This is a genomic window from Micromonospora qiuiae, assembly GCF_016863555.1.
GTDB classification, from domain to species: domain Bacteria; phylum Actinomycetota; class Actinomycetes; order Mycobacteriales; family Micromonosporaceae; genus Micromonospora; species Micromonospora qiuiae.
In genome coordinates this window covers 41,785-59,176 of record NZ_BOPC01000012.1, presented here as the reverse complement: position 1 = coordinate 59,176, position 17,392 = coordinate 41,785, and the positions used below count along the sequence as shown (strand labels likewise).

Annotated in this window: 17 protein-coding genes; 11 read left to right on the top strand and 6 right to left on the bottom strand. The window is 71.6% G+C overall.

Translation table 11 applies throughout. From position 1 onward, the window contains the following. The first annotated feature begins 9 nt into the window (after positions 1 to 9). From Vqi01_RS04475 to Vqi01_RS04465, 3 genes are all read left to right on the top strand, one after another. Positions 10 to 2,433: a ComEC/Rec2 family competence protein gene (locus Vqi01_RS04475; protein ID WP_204033222.1), complete on the top strand. Its 2,424-nt coding sequence runs from the start codon at positions 10 to 12 to the stop codon at positions 2,431 to 2,433. A 112-nt stretch (positions 2,434 to 2,545) separates the two neighbouring features. After that, positions 2,546 to 3,526: a DNA polymerase III subunit delta gene (gene holA, locus Vqi01_RS04470; RefSeq protein WP_204033186.1), complete on the top strand. Its 981-nt coding sequence runs from the start codon at positions 2,546 to 2,548 to the stop codon at positions 3,524 to 3,526. A gap of 71 nt (positions 3,527 to 3,597) precedes the next feature. Continuing rightward, complete coding sequence (locus Vqi01_RS04465; protein WP_239098178.1) at positions 3,598 to 4,017, top strand: hypothetical protein; 420 nt, start codon at positions 3,598 to 3,600, stop codon at positions 4,015 to 4,017. Between the two features lie 181 nt (positions 4,018 to 4,198). Here the strand turns inward: Vqi01_RS04465 and rpsT are convergent, their stop codons facing one another. Next, a complete protein-coding gene (gene rpsT, locus Vqi01_RS04460) occupies positions 4,199 to 4,465 on the bottom strand; it encodes a 30S ribosomal protein S20 (protein WP_204033185.1) in 267 nt (88 codons plus the stop codon). Positions 4,466 to 4,625: 160 nt separating this feature from the next. Next, positions 4,626 to 5,609, bottom strand: a complete 984-nt coding sequence (locus Vqi01_RS04455) for a phosphotransferase family protein (RefSeq protein ID WP_239098173.1) — start codon at positions 5,607 to 5,609, stop codon at positions 4,626 to 4,628. Between the two features lie 38 nt (positions 5,610 to 5,647). Between Vqi01_RS04455 and Vqi01_RS04450 the strand changes: the two genes are divergently transcribed. The 4 genes from Vqi01_RS04450 (at position 5,648) to Vqi01_RS04435 (ending at position 9,203) form a co-directional block, all read left to right on the top strand. Beyond that, positions 5,648 to 6,181, top strand: coding sequence for a DUF4240 domain-containing protein (locus Vqi01_RS04450; RefSeq protein WP_204033184.1), 534 nt, complete (start codon positions 5,648 to 5,650; stop codon positions 6,179 to 6,181). Positions 6,182 to 6,335: 154 nt separating this feature from the next. Then, entirely contained in the window at positions 6,336 to 8,213 is a 1,878-nt protein-coding gene (gene lepA / locus Vqi01_RS04445) for a translation elongation factor 4 (protein ID WP_204033183.1), read from the top strand. A gap of 99 nt (positions 8,214 to 8,312) precedes the next feature. Next, positions 8,313 to 8,603 carry a GlsB/YeaQ/YmgE family stress response membrane protein gene (locus Vqi01_RS04440; protein WP_204033182.1) on the top strand — a complete coding sequence of 97 codons (291 nt, stop codon included), beginning with the start codon at positions 8,313 to 8,315 and terminating at the stop codon, positions 8,601 to 8,603. A gap of 312 nt (positions 8,604 to 8,915) precedes the next feature. Beyond that, positions 8,916 to 9,203 carry a GlsB/YeaQ/YmgE family stress response membrane protein gene (locus Vqi01_RS04435; RefSeq protein ID WP_204033180.1) on the top strand — a complete coding sequence of 96 codons (288 nt, stop codon included), beginning with the start codon at positions 8,916 to 8,918 and terminating at the stop codon, positions 9,201 to 9,203. A 133-nt stretch (positions 9,204 to 9,336) separates the two neighbouring features. On the opposite strand, the gene Vqi01_RS04430 is transcribed toward Vqi01_RS04435, so the two are convergent. From Vqi01_RS04430 to Vqi01_RS04420, 3 genes are all read right to left on the bottom strand, one after another. Continuing rightward, positions 9,337 to 10,242: a phytanoyl-CoA dioxygenase family protein gene (locus tag Vqi01_RS04430; RefSeq protein WP_239098172.1), complete on the bottom strand. Its 906-nt coding sequence runs from the start codon at positions 10,240 to 10,242 to the stop codon at positions 9,337 to 9,339. Between the two features lie 219 nt (positions 10,243 to 10,461). Continuing rightward, a complete protein-coding gene (locus Vqi01_RS04425) occupies positions 10,462 to 11,325 on the bottom strand; it encodes a hypothetical protein (RefSeq protein ID WP_239098171.1) in 864 nt (287 codons plus the stop codon). A gap of 117 nt (positions 11,326 to 11,442) precedes the next feature. Next, positions 11,443 to 12,237, bottom strand: coding sequence for an enoyl-CoA hydratase-related protein (locus Vqi01_RS04420; RefSeq protein WP_204033178.1), 795 nt, complete (start codon positions 12,235 to 12,237; stop codon positions 11,443 to 11,445). A gap of 20 nt (positions 12,238 to 12,257) precedes the next feature. On the opposite strand from Vqi01_RS04420, the gene hemW reads away from it, so the two are divergent. Further along, positions 12,258 to 13,481: a radical SAM family heme chaperone HemW gene (hemW, locus tag Vqi01_RS04415; RefSeq protein ID WP_204033177.1), complete on the top strand. Its 1,224-nt coding sequence runs from the start codon at positions 12,258 to 12,260 to the stop codon at positions 13,479 to 13,481. A gap of 37 nt (positions 13,482 to 13,518) precedes the next feature. Here hemW and Vqi01_RS04410 read toward each other — a convergent pair whose 3' ends face one another. Then, on the bottom strand, positions 13,519 to 14,070 hold the full coding sequence (locus tag Vqi01_RS04410) for a DUF4870 domain-containing protein (protein WP_204033175.1): 552 nt from the start codon (positions 14,068 to 14,070) through the stop codon (positions 13,519 to 13,521). Positions 14,071 to 14,272: 202 nt separating this feature from the next. Between Vqi01_RS04410 and hrcA the strand changes: the two genes are divergently transcribed. The 3 genes from hrcA (at position 14,273) to Vqi01_RS04395 (ending at position 17,255) form a co-directional block, all read left to right on the top strand. Next, a complete protein-coding gene (hrcA, locus tag Vqi01_RS04405; RefSeq protein ID WP_204033174.1) occupies positions 14,273 to 15,295 on the top strand; it encodes a heat-inducible transcriptional repressor HrcA in 1,023 nt (340 codons plus the stop codon). A gap of 67 nt (positions 15,296 to 15,362) precedes the next feature. Further along, on the top strand, positions 15,363 to 16,508 hold the full coding sequence (gene dnaJ, locus Vqi01_RS04400; RefSeq protein WP_204033173.1) for a molecular chaperone DnaJ: 1,146 nt from the start codon (positions 15,363 to 15,365) through the stop codon (positions 16,506 to 16,508). Positions 16,509 to 16,520: 12 nt separating this feature from the next. Continuing rightward, positions 16,521 to 17,255 carry a 16S rRNA (uracil(1498)-N(3))-methyltransferase gene (locus Vqi01_RS04395; protein WP_204033172.1) on the top strand — a complete coding sequence of 245 codons (735 nt, stop codon included), beginning with the start codon at positions 16,521 to 16,523 and terminating at the stop codon, positions 17,253 to 17,255. Positions 17,256 to 17,392: the final 137 nt, after the last annotated feature.

Sequence of the window (17,392 nt, the reverse complement as noted above, 5' to 3'; positions counted from 1 at the left end):
GCCGGCACGGTGCGGGCGGACGGTGGACCCGCGATCAGGGCGGCTGAGGCCATCGGTGTCCCGGGCGGTGGCGCACCGCCCGATCTCCGGCTGGCCGGGCTGGCCGTGGCCGCGTGGCTCACTGCGCTGGCCGGGCTGCATCTCGACGCCCGGCGTACGCTGTTGGTGGCCGTCGTGGCGGCGGGTCTCGCCGTACTGGCGGCGCTGCACCTGCTCGGGGTCGTCGGCCGTCCCGGCGTGCTCGCCCGCCGCTACGGCTGGATCGTGGTGGCGGCCCTGATCGGTGTGGTCTGCGGCGGGGTGGCCACCTCGTCCCGGCTGGCCGTACGCGACGCCGCACCGCTGCGCACCCTGGTCGACGAAGGTGCCCGGGTCACCGCCGATCTGGTCGTCCGGGACGATCCTCGGGCGGTACGCGGTGGCATCGTGGGCCGTCCGCCGACCCTGCTGGTGCGGGCCAGGTTGGTGACCGTTCACGACCCGGCGGGGCAGCGGCTCACCGTGCCGGCCCGGGTGCTGGTGCTCGCCGACGATCCGGCCTGGCGCGGACTGCTGCCCGGGCAACGGCTCACGGCCGAGGGACGGCTGGCGGAACCGCGCGGCGGCGACCTTACCGGCGCCGTGCTCACCGCCACCGGCCCACCCGTCCGGATCGGATCTCCGTCGGCCCTGCAGCGGGTCGCCGGCCGACTCCGCGCCGGTCTGCAACAAGCCTGCGCGCCGTTGCCCGACGAGCCGGGTGGCCTGCTGCCCGGCCTGGTCGTCGGGGACACCAGCGAGTTGCCCGACACGGTGGAGGAGGAGTTCCGGGCCACCGGGATGACCCATCTGAATGCTGTGTCCGGTTCCAATGTCGCCATCATCGTCGGAGCGGTGCTGCTGCTGGCTCGCTGGGCGCGCGCCGGTCCGGTCCTGGCCGCCGGGCTGTGCGGGGTGGCCCTGGTGGGCTTCGTCATCCTGGTCCGGCCGTCGCCGAGTGTGGTCCGGGCGGCCACCATGGGCACGATCGGGCTCGCCGCCCTGGCTGCTGGTCGGCCCCGGGCCGCGGTGCCGGCCCTGGCCGCCGCGGTGGCGGTGCTGGTGCTGGTCGATCCTGACCTGGCCGGTGACGCCGGTTTCGCGCTCTCCGTGCTCGCCACCGGTGGCCTGCTGCTGCTCGCGCCGCGCTGGCGGGACGGCCTGCGCCGGCGGGGCGTACCTCCGGGTGCGGCCGAGGCCCTCGCGGTGCCGGCCGCCGCGCAGGTGGCCTGCTCACCGGTGATCGCGGGTCTGTCGGGGACGGTCAGCCTGGTCGCCGTGCCGGCCAACCTCCTCGTGGTGCCGGCGATCGCTCCGGCCACCGTGCTGGGTGTGGTGGCCGCGACCGTGTCGCCGCTCTGGCCGGTCGGTGCCGAGCTGGCGGCCTGGGTGGCGCACTGGCCGGCGTGGTGGCTGGTGCTGGTCGCCCGGTACGGTGCCCGGGTGCCGGCGGGCAACCTGCCCTGGCCGGACGGGGTGTTCGGGGCCCTGTTGCTGGCCGGGCTGACCGTGGCGCTCCTGGTGGCAGCCCGGCGGCCGGTGGTGCGTCGGCTGGTGGTGGTGCTGGCCCTCGCGGTGGTGCTCGGCGCCGTGCCGGTGCGGGTGCTCGCGCCCGGCTGGCCACCGAGCGGCTGGGTCATCGCCGTCTGTGCCGTGGGCCAGGGCGACACCGTGGTGTTGCCGGTGGCGGCCGGCCGGGCCGTCGTGATCGACGCCGGTCCGGATCCGGGGGCGGCGGACGCCTGCCTGCGCCGGCTCGACGTACGTCGGGTGCCGCTCCTGGTGATCAGCCACTTCCATGTGGACCACACCGCAGGGGTGGCCGGGGTCTTCCGCGGCCGGCGGGTGGACATGGTGCTCACCCCGCAGTGGCCGGAGCCAGCGATCGGGCGCGACCTGGTGCACACCACCGCCGCCACCCACGGCTCCCCATCAGTGGCCGCTCCGGCCGGCTGGCGCTACCGGGCCGGCCTGGTCGACCTGGTGGTCCTCGGCCCGCCGTACCCGATGCGCGGCACCAGATCGGATCCGAACAACAACTCGCTGGTGCTGCTGGCCACCGTGGGTGGGGTGCGGATCCTGCTCACCGGGGACGCCGAAACCGAGTTGCAGCGGGAGCTACGGGAGCGGTTGCCGCCGGGCGGGTTGCGGGCGGACGTGCTGAAGGTGGCTCACCACGGTTCGGCGTATCAGGATCCGACCTTTCTGGACGCGGTCCGGCCGGCGGTGGCGCTGGTGCCGGTGGGGGCGGGCAACACCTACGGCCATCCCAGCGAGGCGGTGCTGGCCCGGCTGTCCCGCAACGGTGCGCGGGTGCTGCGTACCGACGTCGACGGGGATATCGCGGCGCTGGTCGGGCCGTCCGGCCTGGCGGTGGTGACCGGTGGGGTCGACCTGAGGCGGTCCAAACCATGAATCGATCCTGGTTTAAGACGAAAAGAGGTAGATGTCTGGATTTGCACTGTGTGCGGAGTCCGCCTGCGCAGTGCGGACGACCGGGCTGGACCAGGTCGCCGAGCGTGCGAATATGGGCGGCGTGACCGCCGCCAGTGCCGCTCCTATTGTGCTCGTCCTCGGCGACGAGGAGCTGCTCGCCACGCGTGCGGTGGCCGAAACCGTGGCCGCCGCCCGAGCCGCCGACCCGGACGTCGATGTGCGGGAGTACGCCGCAGGCCAGCTCACCGTCGGCGAGATCGACGAGATGCTCAGCCCGTCGCTGTTCGGCGGGCGACGGGTGCTGGTGCTGCGGTCCGGCCAGGACGCCCGCAAGGATCTGGTCGCCGCCCTGCTGGCGTACGCGAAGAATCCCGACCCGGACGTGCAACTCGTGGTGCAGCACCTCGGCGCCGCCAAGGGCAAGGCGTTCGCCGACGGGCTGAAGTCTGCCGGTGCCCGGGTGCTGCCCGCGGCAAAGCTCAAGGGGCACCGGGACCGGGTGGCCTTTGTGCGCGACGAGTTTCGCCGAGCGGGCGCGCGGTGCACCGACGACGCCGCCGAGGCGCTGATCGCGGCAGTCGGCAACGACCTGCGGGAACTCGCGGCGGCCTGCTCACAGTTGATCGCCGACACCGACGGCCGGATCGGTGCCGACACGGTGGCCCGCTACTACCGGGGCCGAGTGGAGGTGAGCGGCTTCACCGTGGCCGATGCCACCATGGTCGGTGACCTTCCGGGCGCGCTGGAGGCGCTGCGCTGGGCGCTGCACGTGGGGGTGGATCCGGTGCCGATCGCCGACGCACTCGCCGACGGGGTACGCACCGTGGCGAGGGTCGCCTCGGCCGGCCGAGGCAGCCCCTACCAGCTGGCGAGCAGCCTGGGCATGCCGCCGTGGAAGGTCGAACGGGCGCAACGGCAGGCGCGCGGCTGGACGCCCGACGGACTGGTCCGGGCCATGCAGGCGGCGGCCGAGTGCAACGCGGCGGTCAAGGGCGGCTCCGACGACCGGGCGTACGCGTTGGAGAAGGCGGTCTTCTCGGTGGCCGCCGCGCGACAGGGTGGCACCAGGTGAGCGGAGCCCTTCGTGGCTCGTGGGCCACGATCCCGGCCGAGGAGGAGCGCTACCGTCCGCTCTACGCCCGGATGCTCGGGCTGCGCTTCGTCAATCCGGGCGGGGTGCTCTGCTTCGTGTTCTTCGAGGGGACGATCGCGTTGGCGACCCTGCTCGTCCTCGCCGAGTTGGTGAAATGGTGGGCGGTGCTGGTGCTGCCGGCGGCGGTGGCCGTCATGGTCAAACTCAACGACCTGGTGGCCGCCGCGGTGGTCCGTTCGGCCGAGGCAGTACCCGAGCAGGAGCGGGACCGGTTCCGGCGGCAGATGGAACCGGTCGTCGGGCGGGTGCGTGTCGACTGGCTGCCGCGCCGCGTGACCGGCGTGGTGATCGGCGCGGATTCGGTGGAAACGACGCGAGCCGAGATATCCGATCCGCAGTCCCGCGCCGCGCTGCCCGGCGCGGCCGATCCCGATCAGAGCGGGCCGCCTACCGCCGACCCGGGCTCCTGACCAGGCTTTCGCCGCAGGCGATCAGCGCCAGGTGACGCCGCCGGAGGCGATCCGCGTCCGGTAAAGCCGGAGGCGATCAGCGCCCGACAGATCCGCAGACGTACAGCGTCCGGTTACGCGACGTGCGACAGCCCCGGGCGATGCCCGGGGCTGTCGTCAGGTCTTGTCTCGCGTCCCAGGCTCAGGCGGAGAAGGATTCGACCCGCTTGGCGATCGCCGACTTGCGGTTCGCGGCCTGGTTGGCGTGGATGACGCCCTTGCTGGCCGCCTTGTCCAGCTTGCGCGAGGCGTCCCGCATGAGGATGGTGGCCTTCTCCAGGTCACCGGCCTCGGCGGCCTCGTTGAACTTGCGGATGGCGGTCTTCAGCGACGACTTGACCGACTTGTTACGCAGCCGGCGCTTCTCGTTCTGCCGGTTGCGCTTGATCTGGGACTTGATGTTCGCCACGCGACAGCCTCGTCTTGATAGCTCGGGTTGGTCAGCTTGTGCGCACGACGAGCATGCGTCATCGCTACGCGAAGAGCCAGGTTACCAGGTCGCCCCGGACGGGCCAAAATGGCACCCCCGGCTCGTCGTGGCCGTGGTCGGGCAGGACGCGCCGGTCGGCTCAGGTCCAGCCTTGGCGGCGGGCCAGCCAGCCGAGCGCCTGTTCGCCGGTCCACCGCTGGTGCGCCGGCAGGTGCTGCGACGCGGTCGGCGGTGCGGACGCCGCGGCGGTGAGATGGTATCCGGCCAGGGCGGCCAGGGCCACGTCGAGCGCGTCGTCGGGCGCGTCGGTGGCGGCCGGATGGGCGGCGAAGCGGGCGTCGACGTCCAGCCCGCTGGCGTACCCGGTGATCAGCAGGCCGACCAGGTCGAACCAGGCGGGCCCGTGGCAGAGCCACGTCCAGTCGCAGAACCAGGGGGCACCGGCGGAGTCGATCAGCACGTTGTCCACCCGAAGGTCGCCATGGGTCAGGCCGGCCGCCCCGGCGGCGTACCCGGGCAGGCGCGACTCCAGCGCGACCAGCTCGTCGAGCCGTCCCCGATCCGGGCCGGGCAGCGGCGGCGGTGGTTCCCGGCCGGCAGCGACCTCGCCCCACCAGAGGATGTCGTCGCGGGCGAGGTCCGCGAGCCGGGGCAGCCCGAGGGCGACCAGCTCGGCCGGTGGGTCGGCGAGCGCGGCGGCGATGTCGGCGTAGCCGACGAGGGTGGCGTCCAACTCGGCCGGATCCCAGGGCAACCGGGGGGTGTGACCGTCGACCGGGTCCAAGCAGAGCGCGTACCAGCCCGCCTCCCAAAGGGCCCAGCGCAGCCGGGGAACCGGCAGCCCGGAGGGCAACCGGGTCAGGATCGCCGCCTCTCGGGCGTACCAGTCGACCAGATGCGGTTGCTCGGCGTGGGGCGCGGCCTTGACGAACGCCTTGCCCCCGTCGGCGGTGCCCAGGACCGCGGCGAATCCCCGGGTGAAACCGGCGCCGGCAACGCGGGCCCCGACCACCGCCGAGCCGAGCCGGGCCGACACCGCCGAGCGCACCGCCGCCGGCAGCGTGTGCCACGCCGGCCGCCGGGCGGTCGCGTGGTACGGCACGGGCGGCGGGGACCAACTCACCAGACCATGCTGCCCGACGTCTGCCAGACTGCCAGCCCATGAGGACCGACGACTTCTGGCAGCTGATCGAGCGGGCCCGCGCCGGTGGGGGCGAGCCCGGTGCCGTCGCCGCCCGGGCCGTCGCGCTGCTCGCCGCCCGTGAACCCGAGGAGATCGTCGGGTACGCCCGCCACCAGCAGCGGGTCCTGGCCGCCTCCTACCGGGTCGATCTCTGGGGTGCCGCGTACTTGATCAACGGGGGTGCCTCCGACGACGGGTTCGAGTACTTCCGTGGCTGGCTGATGACGCAGGGCCGGGCGGTTTTCGCCCGGGCGGTCGCCGAGCCGGACTCGCTCGCCGAACTGCCCCGGGTGCGGGCCGCCTCGCTCAGCGGCGAGGAGTTCGAGTGCGCCGACATGCTGGCCGTGCCGTGGGACGCGTACCGCCGGACGACCGCGACCGACCTCCCGGTGGACCGGCCGGCGAGCCCGGAACCGGACCTCAACGACTTCTGGGACTTCGACGACCCCGACGAGGCCCGGCGCCGGCTGCCGCGGCTCGCCGCCCTCTTCGTCGAACCGCCCCAGGAGTAACCGTCCGCAGAGTGACGGCCCCAGAGTGACCACCCGAGATGTGACCGCCCCAGGAGTGACGGACGCCTGGCCGACGCTCGCCGGGGACGTGGGAGCATAGAGCAGGCCGGCCCACGCCGGCCCGCTCACCGTCAGCCGACCAGAACGGACCGCTGTGCCACCGACGCTCGATCCCGGCGCGAACGCTCCTGGTGCCACCGACCTGGCGCGGATCAGGAACTTCTGCATCATCGCCCACATCGACCACGGGAAGTCAACCCTGGCCGACCGGATGTTGCAGCTCACCGGCGTGGTCGATCCGCGCCAGATGCGCGCGCAGTACCTCGACCGGATGGACATCGAGCGTGAGCGCGGCATCACCATCAAGAGCCAGGCCGTCCGGATGCCGTGGATCATCCGCGACGGCGAGCGGGCCGGCGAGCAGGCCGTGCTGAACATGATCGACACTCCGGGCCACGTCGACTTCACCTACGAGGTGTCCCGCTCGCTGGCCGCCTGCGAGGGCGCCATCCTGCTGGTCGACGCGGCCCAGGGCATCGAGGCGCAGACGCTGGCGAACCTCTACCTCGCGCTCGAGAACGACCTGCACGTCATCCCGGTGCTCAACAAGATCGACCTGCCGGCCGCCCAGCCGGAGAAGTACGCCGAGGAGTTGGCCCACCTGATCGGCGGTGATCCGGCGGACTGCATCAAGGTCTCCGGCAAGACCGGCGAGGGGGTGCCGCACCTGCTCGACGAGATCGTCCGGCAGTTCGTCCCGCCCGTCGGCGACGCCGCCGCGCCGGCCCGGGCAATGATCTTCGACTCGGTGTACGACGTCTACCGGGGCGTGGTCACCTATGTCCGGGTCGTCGACGGGCAGATCAACGCCCGGGACCGGATCAAGATGATGTCCACCGGCGCGGTCCACGAACTGCTGGAGATCGGGGTCATCTCGCCGGAGATGGTGAAGGCCGACGCGCTCGGCGTCGGCGAGGTCGGCTATCTGATCACCGGTGTGAAGGACGTCCGGCAGTCCCGGGTCGGCGACACCGTCACCATCAACAACCGGCCGGCCCCCGAGCCGCTCGGCGGTTACAAGGACCCGAAGCCGATGGTCTACTCCGGCCTGTACCCGATCGACGGGTCGGACTACCCGGTGCTGCGCGACGCGCTGGACAAGCTCAAGCTCAACGACGCCGCGCTGACGTACGAGCCGGAAACCTCGGGCGCGCTCGGCTTCGGGTTCCGCTGCGGCTTCCTCGGCCTGCTGCACCTGGAGATCATCCGGGAGCGGCTGGAGCGGGAGTTCAACCTGGACCTGATCTCGACCGCGCCGAACGTGGTCTACCGGGCCATCTCCGAGGACGGCGAGGAGGTCGTGGTCACCAACCCGAGCGAGTACCCGACCGGCAAGATCGCCGAGGTGTACGAGCCGGTGGTGCGGGCCACCGTACTCACCCCCACCGATTTCGTCGGCGCGGTGATGGAGCTGTGCCAGGGTCGGCGGGGCAGCCTGCTCGGCATGGACTACCTCTCCGCCGACCGGGTGGAACTGCGCTACACGCTGCCGCTGGCCGAGATCATTTTCGACTTCTTCGACCAGCTCAAGAGTCGTACCAAGGGCTACGCCTCGCTGGACTACGAGCCCTCCGGCGAGCAGGCGTCCGACCTGGTGAAGGTCGACATCCTGCTGCACGGCGAGCCGGTGGACGCGTTCAGCGCCATCGTGCACAAGGAGAAGGCGTACACCTACGGCACCACCATCGCGGCGAAGCTGCGCAACCTGATCCCGCGCCAGCAGTTCGAGGTGCCGATCCAGGCGGCCATCGGCAGCCGGGTGATCGCCCGGGAGACCATCCGGGCAATCCGCAAGGACGTGCTCGCCAAGTGCTACGGCGGTGACATCAGCCGCAAGCGCAAGCTGCTGGAAAAGCAGAAGGAAGGCAAGAGGCGGATGAAGATGGTGGGCCGGGTGGAGGTCCCGCAGGAGGCCTTCATCGCCGCACTCTCCTCCGACTCCGGCGACGGCAAGTCGTCGGGAAAGAAGTGACGTGGTGCCATGGGCGGTTTGGGATTTCGGTGCCGAGGGAACTGAATCGGCACGACAGGAACCCCCGCAGAATGACATCTTCCGGTTAGGAGAGCGACAATGGAGCTCACCGTCTGGGGCATCATCACCGCGCTGATCGTCGGTCTGATCGTCGGCGCGCTGGGCCGTCTGGTGGTACCAGGCCGGCAGGACATGCCGATCTGGCTGCACATGCTCATCGGCGTCGGTGCGGCGCTGCTCGGTACGGTGCTCGCCCGCGCGATGGGCATCGCCACGGTTACCGCGGGTGTCGACTGGGCCGAGCTCGCGGTGCAGGTCGCGCTGGCCGCGATCGCGGTGGCCCTGGTCGCCGGCGTGGGAAGTCGCCGCCGCGGTATCACCCACCGGTAACCGCATCCGCCTCGCCGGCGCCCGGCCGTACCTGGTCGGGCGCCGGTTGGCATATTTCCCGTCGTGAGCGCGGCGAGGTGGTGGTTCGGCTGCGGCGGCTGAACGTACCGCCGGGCGAACGCGTTCGGGCCGGGACGGACCTTGTGGGCCTGGTGCGGCATGTTCTGCGGTGTCTCGGATCCGTTGGGCTATCTCGACCCCGACGTGGCGTGCCGCCGGGAAAGTCGGTTTGGGGAGTTAGCGGGTCGGGCATTAATCGGTCACGACAGCAGAGCCACGAATTGTGGAACTTCTTTTGTGAAGGAGAGCGACATGGAGCTCACCGTCTGGGGAATCATCACCGCACTGATCGTCGGTCTGATCGTCGGCGCGCTGGGCCGTCTGGTGGTACCAGGACGGCAGGACATGCCGATGTGGCTGCACATGCTCATCGGTGTCGGCGCCGCGCTGCTGGGCACCGTGATCGCCCGCGCCTCCGGCTTCGCCGAGACCGCCGGCATCGACTGGCGGGAGCTGATGCTCCAGGTGCTGTTGGCCGCCGTCGCGGTCGCGCTGGTCGCCGGGGTGGGCCGCAGCCGTCGGGGGGTCACCCACCGGTAACAGCTGATCTCAAAAAGGCGCCCGACGTTCAGGTCGGGCGCCTTTCGTGTGTACGCCCCGGTGCGGGCGTGCGGTGTTAAAAAGGGCCCCTTTTACTACGCCAGGCGTTAATAAGGGGCCCTTCCTTACATGCTCAGCGGAGCCAGGGGATGTTGCGGTTGAGAAGACCGCGCTGCTTCAGCTCCTTGCGGAGCGGGATCTCGTCGTCGATGTAGCCGTCCCAGTTGATGCCCCAGTAGTTCGCGGTGTGGGTGCCCTCACCGCAGAGCTGGCGCTGCACCGGCGTGCGGTTGGCCCACCACTCGCCGTCCTTGTCGATGTGCAGCTCGTCCAGCGGGCGGATCCACCGATAGGTGTAGCCGACGAAGAGCATCTTGCGGGTGATCGTCGACAGGTTCGTCGACCGCGAGTGCCACTGGCGACGGTCGAAGATGAAGGCGTCGCCCGGGTTGGCGGTGATCTCGACGGTGCCCTCCGGGTCCGGGTTGTGCACCGTGGTGTCCGCCGGCCGGGGCAGCGAGTTCCACAGGTGGCTGCCGGGGATCACCTTGGTCGCGCCCCGTCCCTTTTCCGACAGGTCGGAGAGCACGTAGGCGACCTTCAGCGAGAACATCGGCCGCGGCAGGTTCGGGTCCATCGTCTCCGGGTCGGAGTTCTGCCGGTACCCGTCCTGGTGCCAACCCCAGTACGGCTTCTCCGGCTCCAGGGCCGGCGGGGTGACGTCCAGGTGGTTGTGGTGGGAGTAGATGTTCCACCCGGCCAGCCCCCACATGTAGGGGAAGGCGATCGGGTGGGTGAGCAGGTCACCGAAGAGCTCGTCCCGATCGAGGAAGCCCAGCAGGTGCAGGGTGCCGTCCTTGGTGGTCTTGCCCTTGGCCTTCTCCTCCTCGTACACCCGGTCGACCGCGGCCTCGAGAGCGGCCCGGTGGTCCTCGGTCAGGACGTTGCGCAGCAGGAGAAAGCCCTGCTCATGAAACTCCTTGCGATCGACGTCGCTGATCGGTTCGTAGCCGGTCCGGTCGCCGTAGTCGAAGGCCACGTCGTACCCCTCCCCAAGAGGTGAAACCATTTCTGGCACAGGCAGCCGATCGTAACGCCCCCGAAGGAGCGCCGACAGGCACCCTGCGGGCAGCACACGGACATGACGACACGCAGCTGCGAGGCGGCTACCCCTCGTTACTTTCCGTCGCCCTGCTGCCCGCTTTGTAGGGAGAAGACGGTTCTTGCGGTTACTGCGGGTAATGCCAACGAGGGTGGTTCACGCGTCCGCGAAGACCTCGGCGATCACCTCGGCGGGCTGGTCGGAACCGTCGCCGACCCGGGTCCACGAGCGGCCCCGGTTGGTCCACTCCAGGTCGCCGAAGCGGACGCGTTTCACCCCGTGATCGTTGGCGTGCGCGACCAGCCAGTGCGCGTACCGCCAGCCCTCGCGCTGGTTCGCTGCCGCGACCGTCAGGCCGGTCAGGCTGGCCGTGGTGGCCGAGGGCGCCAGCCCCCAGTCGAGCTTGAGCCCGTGGTTCAGGGCGGTGGCGGCGGCCTCGCCGCGCATCGCCGGATCCCCGCCGAAGGTGCAGACCACCGCGCCGGTGGCGTGGCCGAGCAGGGCCCGGGCGAGCACCTCCGACTCGTCGGCCCACTTCTCGTACGCCTCGGGGAAGGCGGAGCGTTGCACCTTCTGCGCGGCGTCGGTGACCCGCATCTTCTGCCAGCCGCGCACCTTCTTCAGCGCCGCGTAGAACTTGTCGGCCGCGTACCGGGGGTCGCGGATCTCCTCGGGGCTGCCCCAGCCCTGGCTCGGCCGCTGCTGGAACAGGCCGACCGAGTCACGGTCGCCGCCGGCCAGGTTGCGCAGGCCGGACTCCTGGTACGCGGTGGCCAGTGCCACCACCACCGCCCGGTCCGGCATCTCGTGCTGGATGCCGATGGCCGCGATGGTCGCCGCGTTGGCCATCTGGTGCGCGTTCAGGGTCACCGTGCCATCGGCCTGCACCGTGCACGTTCGGCCGACCAGCGGCAGGCGCACCTGCTCGCCGACTCGCCGCATTCCGAGAACGACGCCGATCATCGCGATCAGCACGAGGACGACGCAACCCGCCACGACTGCCCGAGTCCGCACCCACACCTCCCGTACGACGGCCCGCCAAGCCTACGTCCCCGTTCGGCCAGTACGCCGTCGTCCGTCTGGTTCCACCCCGGCCCGCGATGCCCACGGCGCGGCGGTGGTTCCCCGTTCCGGGCGCTACTCATCCCCGTCGAGCTCGACCACCCAACGCGGCGGGCGCTTCTCCCGGAACGCGGCGACCCCCTCCACCCCGTCCTCGGAGAGAAAGTACCGGGTGGAGAGAGCGGTCAGATCCGCCAGCTCGGCGCGCAGGTCGGCGGCGGCCGGGCGGCGCAGCAGGGCTTTCGCGCCGGCCAGCGCCGCCGGGGCCCCGCGTACCAGCGCGTCGCGGTAGCGTCGCACCGCGCCGTCCAACTCGTCGGCCGGCACGGCGGCGGTGACCAGGCCGATTTCGGCGGCCCGCCGGCCGTCGAAGGTGTCACCGGTCAGGTACAGCTCGGCCGCTGCCCGGGGGTGCAGCCGGGGCAGCACCGTCGCCGAGATCACCGCCGGGATCACCCCGATCCGCACCTCGGTGAAGGCGAACGTGGCCGCGGCGGCGCAGACCGCCAGGTCGGCCGCGGCGATCAGGCCCAGCCCGCCGGCCCGGGCCGGGCCGGCGACCCGGGCCAGCACCGGCTTCGGGCACTCGTGGAGCGCCGCGAGCACGTCACCCAGCATCCGGGCTGGCATCGTGCCGCTGGCGTACGCCGCCGCTGTCTCTGTCAGGTCCGCCCCGGAACAGAAGATCGGACCGGTGTGGTCCAGCACGATCACCCGGACCGCTTCGTCGGCGACCGCGGCAGCCAGCCCGGCCAGCAGCTCCGTCATCAACGGGGTGGAGAGCGCGTTGCGGTTGTGCGGGCTGTCCAGGGTGAGGGTGGTCACCCCATGACTGGTGGCGACCCGCACGAGCGCGTCGGGAGAGGTCATATCACGGCACACTAGTGGCCATGCCCGGTGTGCTTCCAGCAGGCGAACCAGTCCCCACCGACGGGTCGCTGCCCGTGTCCGCCCGCGCCGCCGTCGGCGAGCGCGGTTTCGGCGTGTACGTGCACGTGCCCTTCTGCGCCAGCCGTTGCGGCTACTGCGACTTCAACACGTACACCGCCGACGAGTTGGGCGGCGGGGGAAGCCGGGACAGCTATGTCGACACCGTGCTGGCCGAGCTGGCACTCGCCGCGCGGGTGCTGGACGACACGCCACCGGGCCGGGTGGACACCGTCTTCGTCGGCGGTGGCACCCCCACCCTGCTGCCCGCCGACGACCTGGCTCGCCTCCTCGACGCCATCGACCGGACCTGGGGGCTGGCCGGCGACGCGGAGGTGACCACCGAGGCCAACCCGGAGTCGGTCACGCCGGCTTCGCTGAAGGAACTGCGGGCCGCCGGCTACACCCGGATCTCGCTGGGCATGCAGTCGGCGGCGCCGGGGGTGCTCGCCGTGCTCGACCGCCGACACAGCGCCGGCCGCGCGACGGCCGCTGCGCTGGAGGCCCGCGACGCCGGGTTCGACCATGTCAACCTGGACCTGATCTACGGTACGCCGGGGGAGCGGGCCGAGGACTTCGCCGCCTCACTGGATGAGGTCGTGGCCGCGGGAGTGGATCACGTCAGCGCGTACGCCCTGATCGTCGAAGACGGCACCCGGCTGGCCGCCCGGATGCGTCGCGGCGAGCTGCCGTACCCCGATGACGACGTCGCGGCGGACCGCTACCTGGCCGCCGAGGCCACCCTCGACGCGGCCGGTTTTTCCTGGTACGAGGTCTCCAACTGGGCCCGTACGCCGGCTGCCCGCTGCCGGCACAACCTGCTCTACTGGACCGGCGGCGACTGGTGGGGCCTCGGGCCGGGGGCGCACAGCCACGTCGGCGGCGTGCGCTGGTGGAACGTCAAACACCCCACGGCGTACGCCCAGCGCCTGGCCGCCGGCCGGTCGCCCGGTCTGGCCCGCGAGGTGCTCACCGGCGACGAGGCGCAGATGGAGGAGATCATGCTGCGGCTGCGGCTGGCCTCCGGGCTGCCGCTGGACGTCCTCGACGACGCCGGCCGGACGGCCGCGGCCCGGGCAGTGGCCGAAGGTCTGCTCGCGGCGCCCGATCACGCGGCCGGCCGCGCGGTGTTGACCCTGCGCGGCCGGCTGCTCGCCGACGCCGTCGTCCGCGACCTGCTGCCATGAGGTGCCACCCGCCGGCGGTCCGACCGCCGGCGGGAGGTCACTTGACCATGCTCACCGTCATCGGGTAGCGGTAGAGCTGGCCCTCGTTGGCCTTCACTCCGGCGATGATGCCGAACACGATGCCGATGATCATCGCGGCGAAGCCGATGAGGACGCCGATGCCGATGCAGCTGAGGATCCAGCCCGCCAGAGCGATGATCGACCAGAGCAGTTGGAAGTTCAGCGCGGACACCGCGTGCGCGCGGGCGGTCGGCGACTGGTTGCCCCGGGCGATCATCGCGATCAGCGGCGCGATCCAGCCGAGCACACCGCCGCCGATCAACATGCCGGCGGCCCCGCCGAAGTGGGCGATCAGCGCCCAGGTCTTGTCCTCGTTGTTGGGGTAGCCAGGGGGCGGTGCGCCGTAGCCGCCGGGCGGGTAGCCGCCGCCGGGGGGATAGCCGCCAGGGGCGCCGTAGCCGCCGGGTGGTGGGTAGCCGCCGGGCGGCGGATACCCGCCGGGCGGGGGATAGCCGGGCTGGCCAGGAGACCCGGACAGTGGAGTGGTGTGTTCGTCGCCGGGTTCTGGGGGACGAGGTGGTTCGGTCATGGAGGTCACGGTAGGTGCCGCCAGCAACGGCCACCAGAGCGACACCGGCGGTTCCCGCCCTCCGATCGGCCGATCGCCCCCGGTGCGTCTTGATCATCGCGCCGATGGGGGCCTTCGACGTAGACTGGCACTCGCTACAGTCGAGTGCCAAAGCATTCGGCCGGGGTGCTCCGGACTGAGCTGCGACAGGAGGTGGGGGAAGATGGGTCTCGACGACCGCAAGCTCGCCGTGCTCCGGGCGATCGTCGAGGACTACGTCGCCACCCAGGAGCCGGTCGGCAGCAAGGCGCTGGTCGAGCGGCACCAACTGGGCGTGTCGCCGGCCACCGTCCGCAACGACATGGCCGTGCTGGAGGAGGAGGGCTTCATCCGGCAGCCGCACACCAGTGCCGGCCGGGTGCCCACCGATCGTGGCTACCGCCTCTTCGTCGACCGGCTGAGCCGGGTCAAGCCGCTCAGCCCGGCCGAGCGCCGGGCGATCGAGCGTTTCCTGGCCGGCGCGGTCGACCTCGACGATGTGGTGCACCGCACGGTCCGGCTGCTCGCCCAGTTGACCCGCCAGGTCGCCGTGGTGCAGTACCCGAGCCTGGCCCGCTCCCGCGTACGGCATCTGGAGCTGGTGCCGATCTCCACCACCCGGCTGATGCTGGTGATGATCGCCGACACCGGTCGGGTCGAGCAGCGGCTGGTCGAGCTGCCCGCGCCGATCCTCGCCGACGACGTCCTCGACCTGCGTCGGCTGGCCAACGAGAAGTTGGTCGGCATTCGACTGTCGGAGACCCCGCCACTGGTGCAGGCCCTCATCGACGAGTCCCCGCCGGACCTGCGTCCGGCCATGACGACGCTGTCCACCGTGCTGCTGGAGACGCTCGTCGAGCGGCACGAGGAACGGATCGCGCTGGCCGGCACCGCGAACCTGACCCGCGGCAGCCTGCTGGACTTCCACGGCTCGCTACGGCCGATCCTCGAGGCGCTCGAGGAGGAGGTCGTGCTGCTCAAGCTCATCGGCGAGGTGGAACCGAGCACACTACGAGTGCGAATCGGTGACGAAAACGAGATCGACAACCTGCGGGCGGCTTCGGTGGTCAGCACCGGGTACGGCCCGGGCGCGACCATCGTCGGGGGGATGGGCGTGCTGGGACCGACCCGGATGGACTACCCCGGAACAATCGCCACGGTGAGGGCCGTGGCACGCTACGTGGGCGAGTTGCTGGCCCAGAACTGACCAGTCAGGGTCGGCGATGGGCCGTCGACCGGCGTAACCCGAGACGAACACGAGGACACGGAACGCAGTGGCCAGGGACTACTACGGCATTCTCGGCGTGAGCCGGGGCGCCTCCGACGACGAGATCAAGCGCGCCTACCGCAAGCTGGCGCGGCAGTTCCACCCGGACGTCAATCCGGATCCGGAGGCTCAGGAGAAGTTCAAGGACATAAACGCCGCGTACGAGGTCCTCTCGGACGATCGGAAACGGCAGATCGTCGATCTCGGTGGCGACCCGTTGGCGCCCGGCGGTGGCGGTCCCGGTGGCCCGGGTGGGCCCGGCGGGGCCGGTCCCTTCGTCGGTTTCCAGGACATCATGGACGCGTTCTTCGGCGGTGCCACCGGCGCCGGTCGGGGTCCGCGACCGCGTACCCGGCCCGGGGCGGACGCCATCCTGCGGCTGGAACTCGACCTGCAGGAGACCGCCTTCGGCGTCGAGGCGCCGATCACGGTCGACACGGCGGTGCTCTGCACCACCTGCTCCGGGGCGGGTACTGCCGCCGGCACCCACCTGGCCACCTGTGAGGCATGCAGCGGCCGGGGCGAGGTGCAGTCGGTGCAGCGGACCTTCCTCGGCCAGGTGGTCTCGGCGCGGCCGTGCACGGTCTGCCAGGGCTACGGCACCACCATCCCGAGCCCCTGCCCGACCTGTGCCGGTGACGGCCGGGTACGCACCCGCCGGTCGCTCACCGTCAAGATCCCGGCCGGGGTCGAGGACGGCATGCGCATCCGCCTCGCCCAGCAGGGTGAGGTCGGTCCCGGTGGCGGCACCGCCGGGGACCTCTACGTGGAGATCCACGAGCGGCCGCACGACGTCTTCTCCCGCAAGGGCGACGACCTGCACTGCCGGGTCACCGTGCCGATGACCGCCGCCGCGCTCGGCACCCGGCTGACCATCAAGACGCTCGACAGCGAGGAGCCGGTCGACGTCAAGCCGGGCACCCAGCCGGGCAGCACGCTGCGGCTGCGGGCCCGGGGCGTACCGCACCTGCGCGGCACCGGCCGGGGTGACCTCTACGTCCACCTGGACGTGCGTACGCCCACCAAGCTCGACGCCGAGCAGGAGCGGATGCTGCGGGAGTTCGCCAAGACCCGGGGCGAGGAGGTCGCCGAGCTCACCAAGCAGGGCGGCTTCTTCTCCCGGATGCGCGACGCCTTCAACGGCCACGCCTGACCGGCCCGTCCCGTGTCCGCTCCACTGTTCCTCGTCGAGTCGCTGCCCACCGTCGACTCGATGGTGCTCGACGGCCCGGAGGGACACCACGCCGCCACCGTGCAGCGGTTGCGGGTGGGCGAGGAGCTGCTGCTCGCCGACGGTCGGGGCGGCACGGCCAGCGCGGTGGTCACCGCCGTCGGCCGGGGCACCCTCGACCTCGAGGTCACCGGCCGTGGGTACGTCGACGCGGCGAACCCCCGACTGGTGGTGGTGCAGGGCATCGCCAAGGGCGACCGGGGTGAGCTGGCGGTACAGGCGATGACCGAGACGGGGGTGGACGAGATCGTCCCCTGGGCGGCCGATCGTTCGGTGGTGCAGTGGCGCGGTGACCGGGGCGTACGGGCCCGGGGTAAGTGGGTGGCGACCGCCCGGGAGGCGGCGAAGCAGTCCCGCCGGGCGTGGCTGCCGGTGGTGGCCGGCGCCCCGGACGAGTCCACCCCGTCGGTGGCCCGCCGGATCGCCGGTGCCGCCGCCGGTTACGTCCTGCACGAGGAGGCGACCGACCGGCTGACCACCGTCGAGTTGCCCGACCGCGGCGAGATCGTGCTGGTGGTGGGCCCCGAGGGCGGCATCACCCCGGCCGAGCTGTCGGCCTTCCAAGACGCCGGTGCCCGCCCGGTCCGCCTCGGCCCCTCGGTGCTGCGCACCTCCACCGCCGGCGTGGCTGCCCTGGCCGTCCTCGCCACCCGCCTACTGCGCTGGTGACCACTTCACACAAACCAGTTGATCGACTCCGTTTCGTCGATACGGCGGTATCCGATCGGTCGGGACACCGCCATTACGACGAAACGGCGATCGGCGATGATCAAGGCGGTTTGACGCCCTGCCCTAAGAAGCGAGGA

Excerpts from the sequence above, each read along its gene's own strand:
- hrcA (WP_204033174.1), top strand. The coding sequence starts at position 14,273 with ATGGGTCTCGACGACCGCAAGCTCGCCGTGCTCCGGGCGATCGTCGAG.
- Vqi01_RS04450 (WP_204033184.1), top strand. The coding sequence starts at position 5,648 with ATGAGGACCGACGACTTCTGGCAGCTGATCGAGCGGGCCCGCGCCGGT.
- Vqi01_RS04465 (WP_239098178.1), top strand. The coding sequence starts at position 3,598 with ATGCTCGGGCTGCGCTTCGTCAATCCGGGCGGGGTGCTCTGCTTCGTG.
- Vqi01_RS04420 (WP_204033178.1), bottom strand. The coding sequence starts at position 12,237 with ATGACCTCTCCCGACGCGCTCGTGCGGGTCGCCACCAGTCATGGGGTG.
- Vqi01_RS04410 (WP_204033175.1), bottom strand. The coding sequence starts at position 14,070 with ATGACCGAACCACCTCGTCCCCCAGAACCCGGCGACGAACACACCACT.
- Vqi01_RS04440 (WP_204033182.1), top strand. The coding sequence starts at position 8,313 with ATGGAGCTCACCGTCTGGGGCATCATCACCGCGCTGATCGTCGGTCTG.
- hemW (WP_204033177.1), top strand. The coding sequence starts at position 12,258 with ATGCCCGGTGTGCTTCCAGCAGGCGAACCAGTCCCCACCGACGGGTCG.
- holA (WP_204033186.1), top strand. The coding sequence starts at position 2,546 with ATGGGCGGCGTGACCGCCGCCAGTGCCGCTCCTATTGTGCTCGTCCTC.
- Vqi01_RS04435 (WP_204033180.1), top strand. The coding sequence starts at position 8,916 with ATGGAGCTCACCGTCTGGGGAATCATCACCGCACTGATCGTCGGTCTG.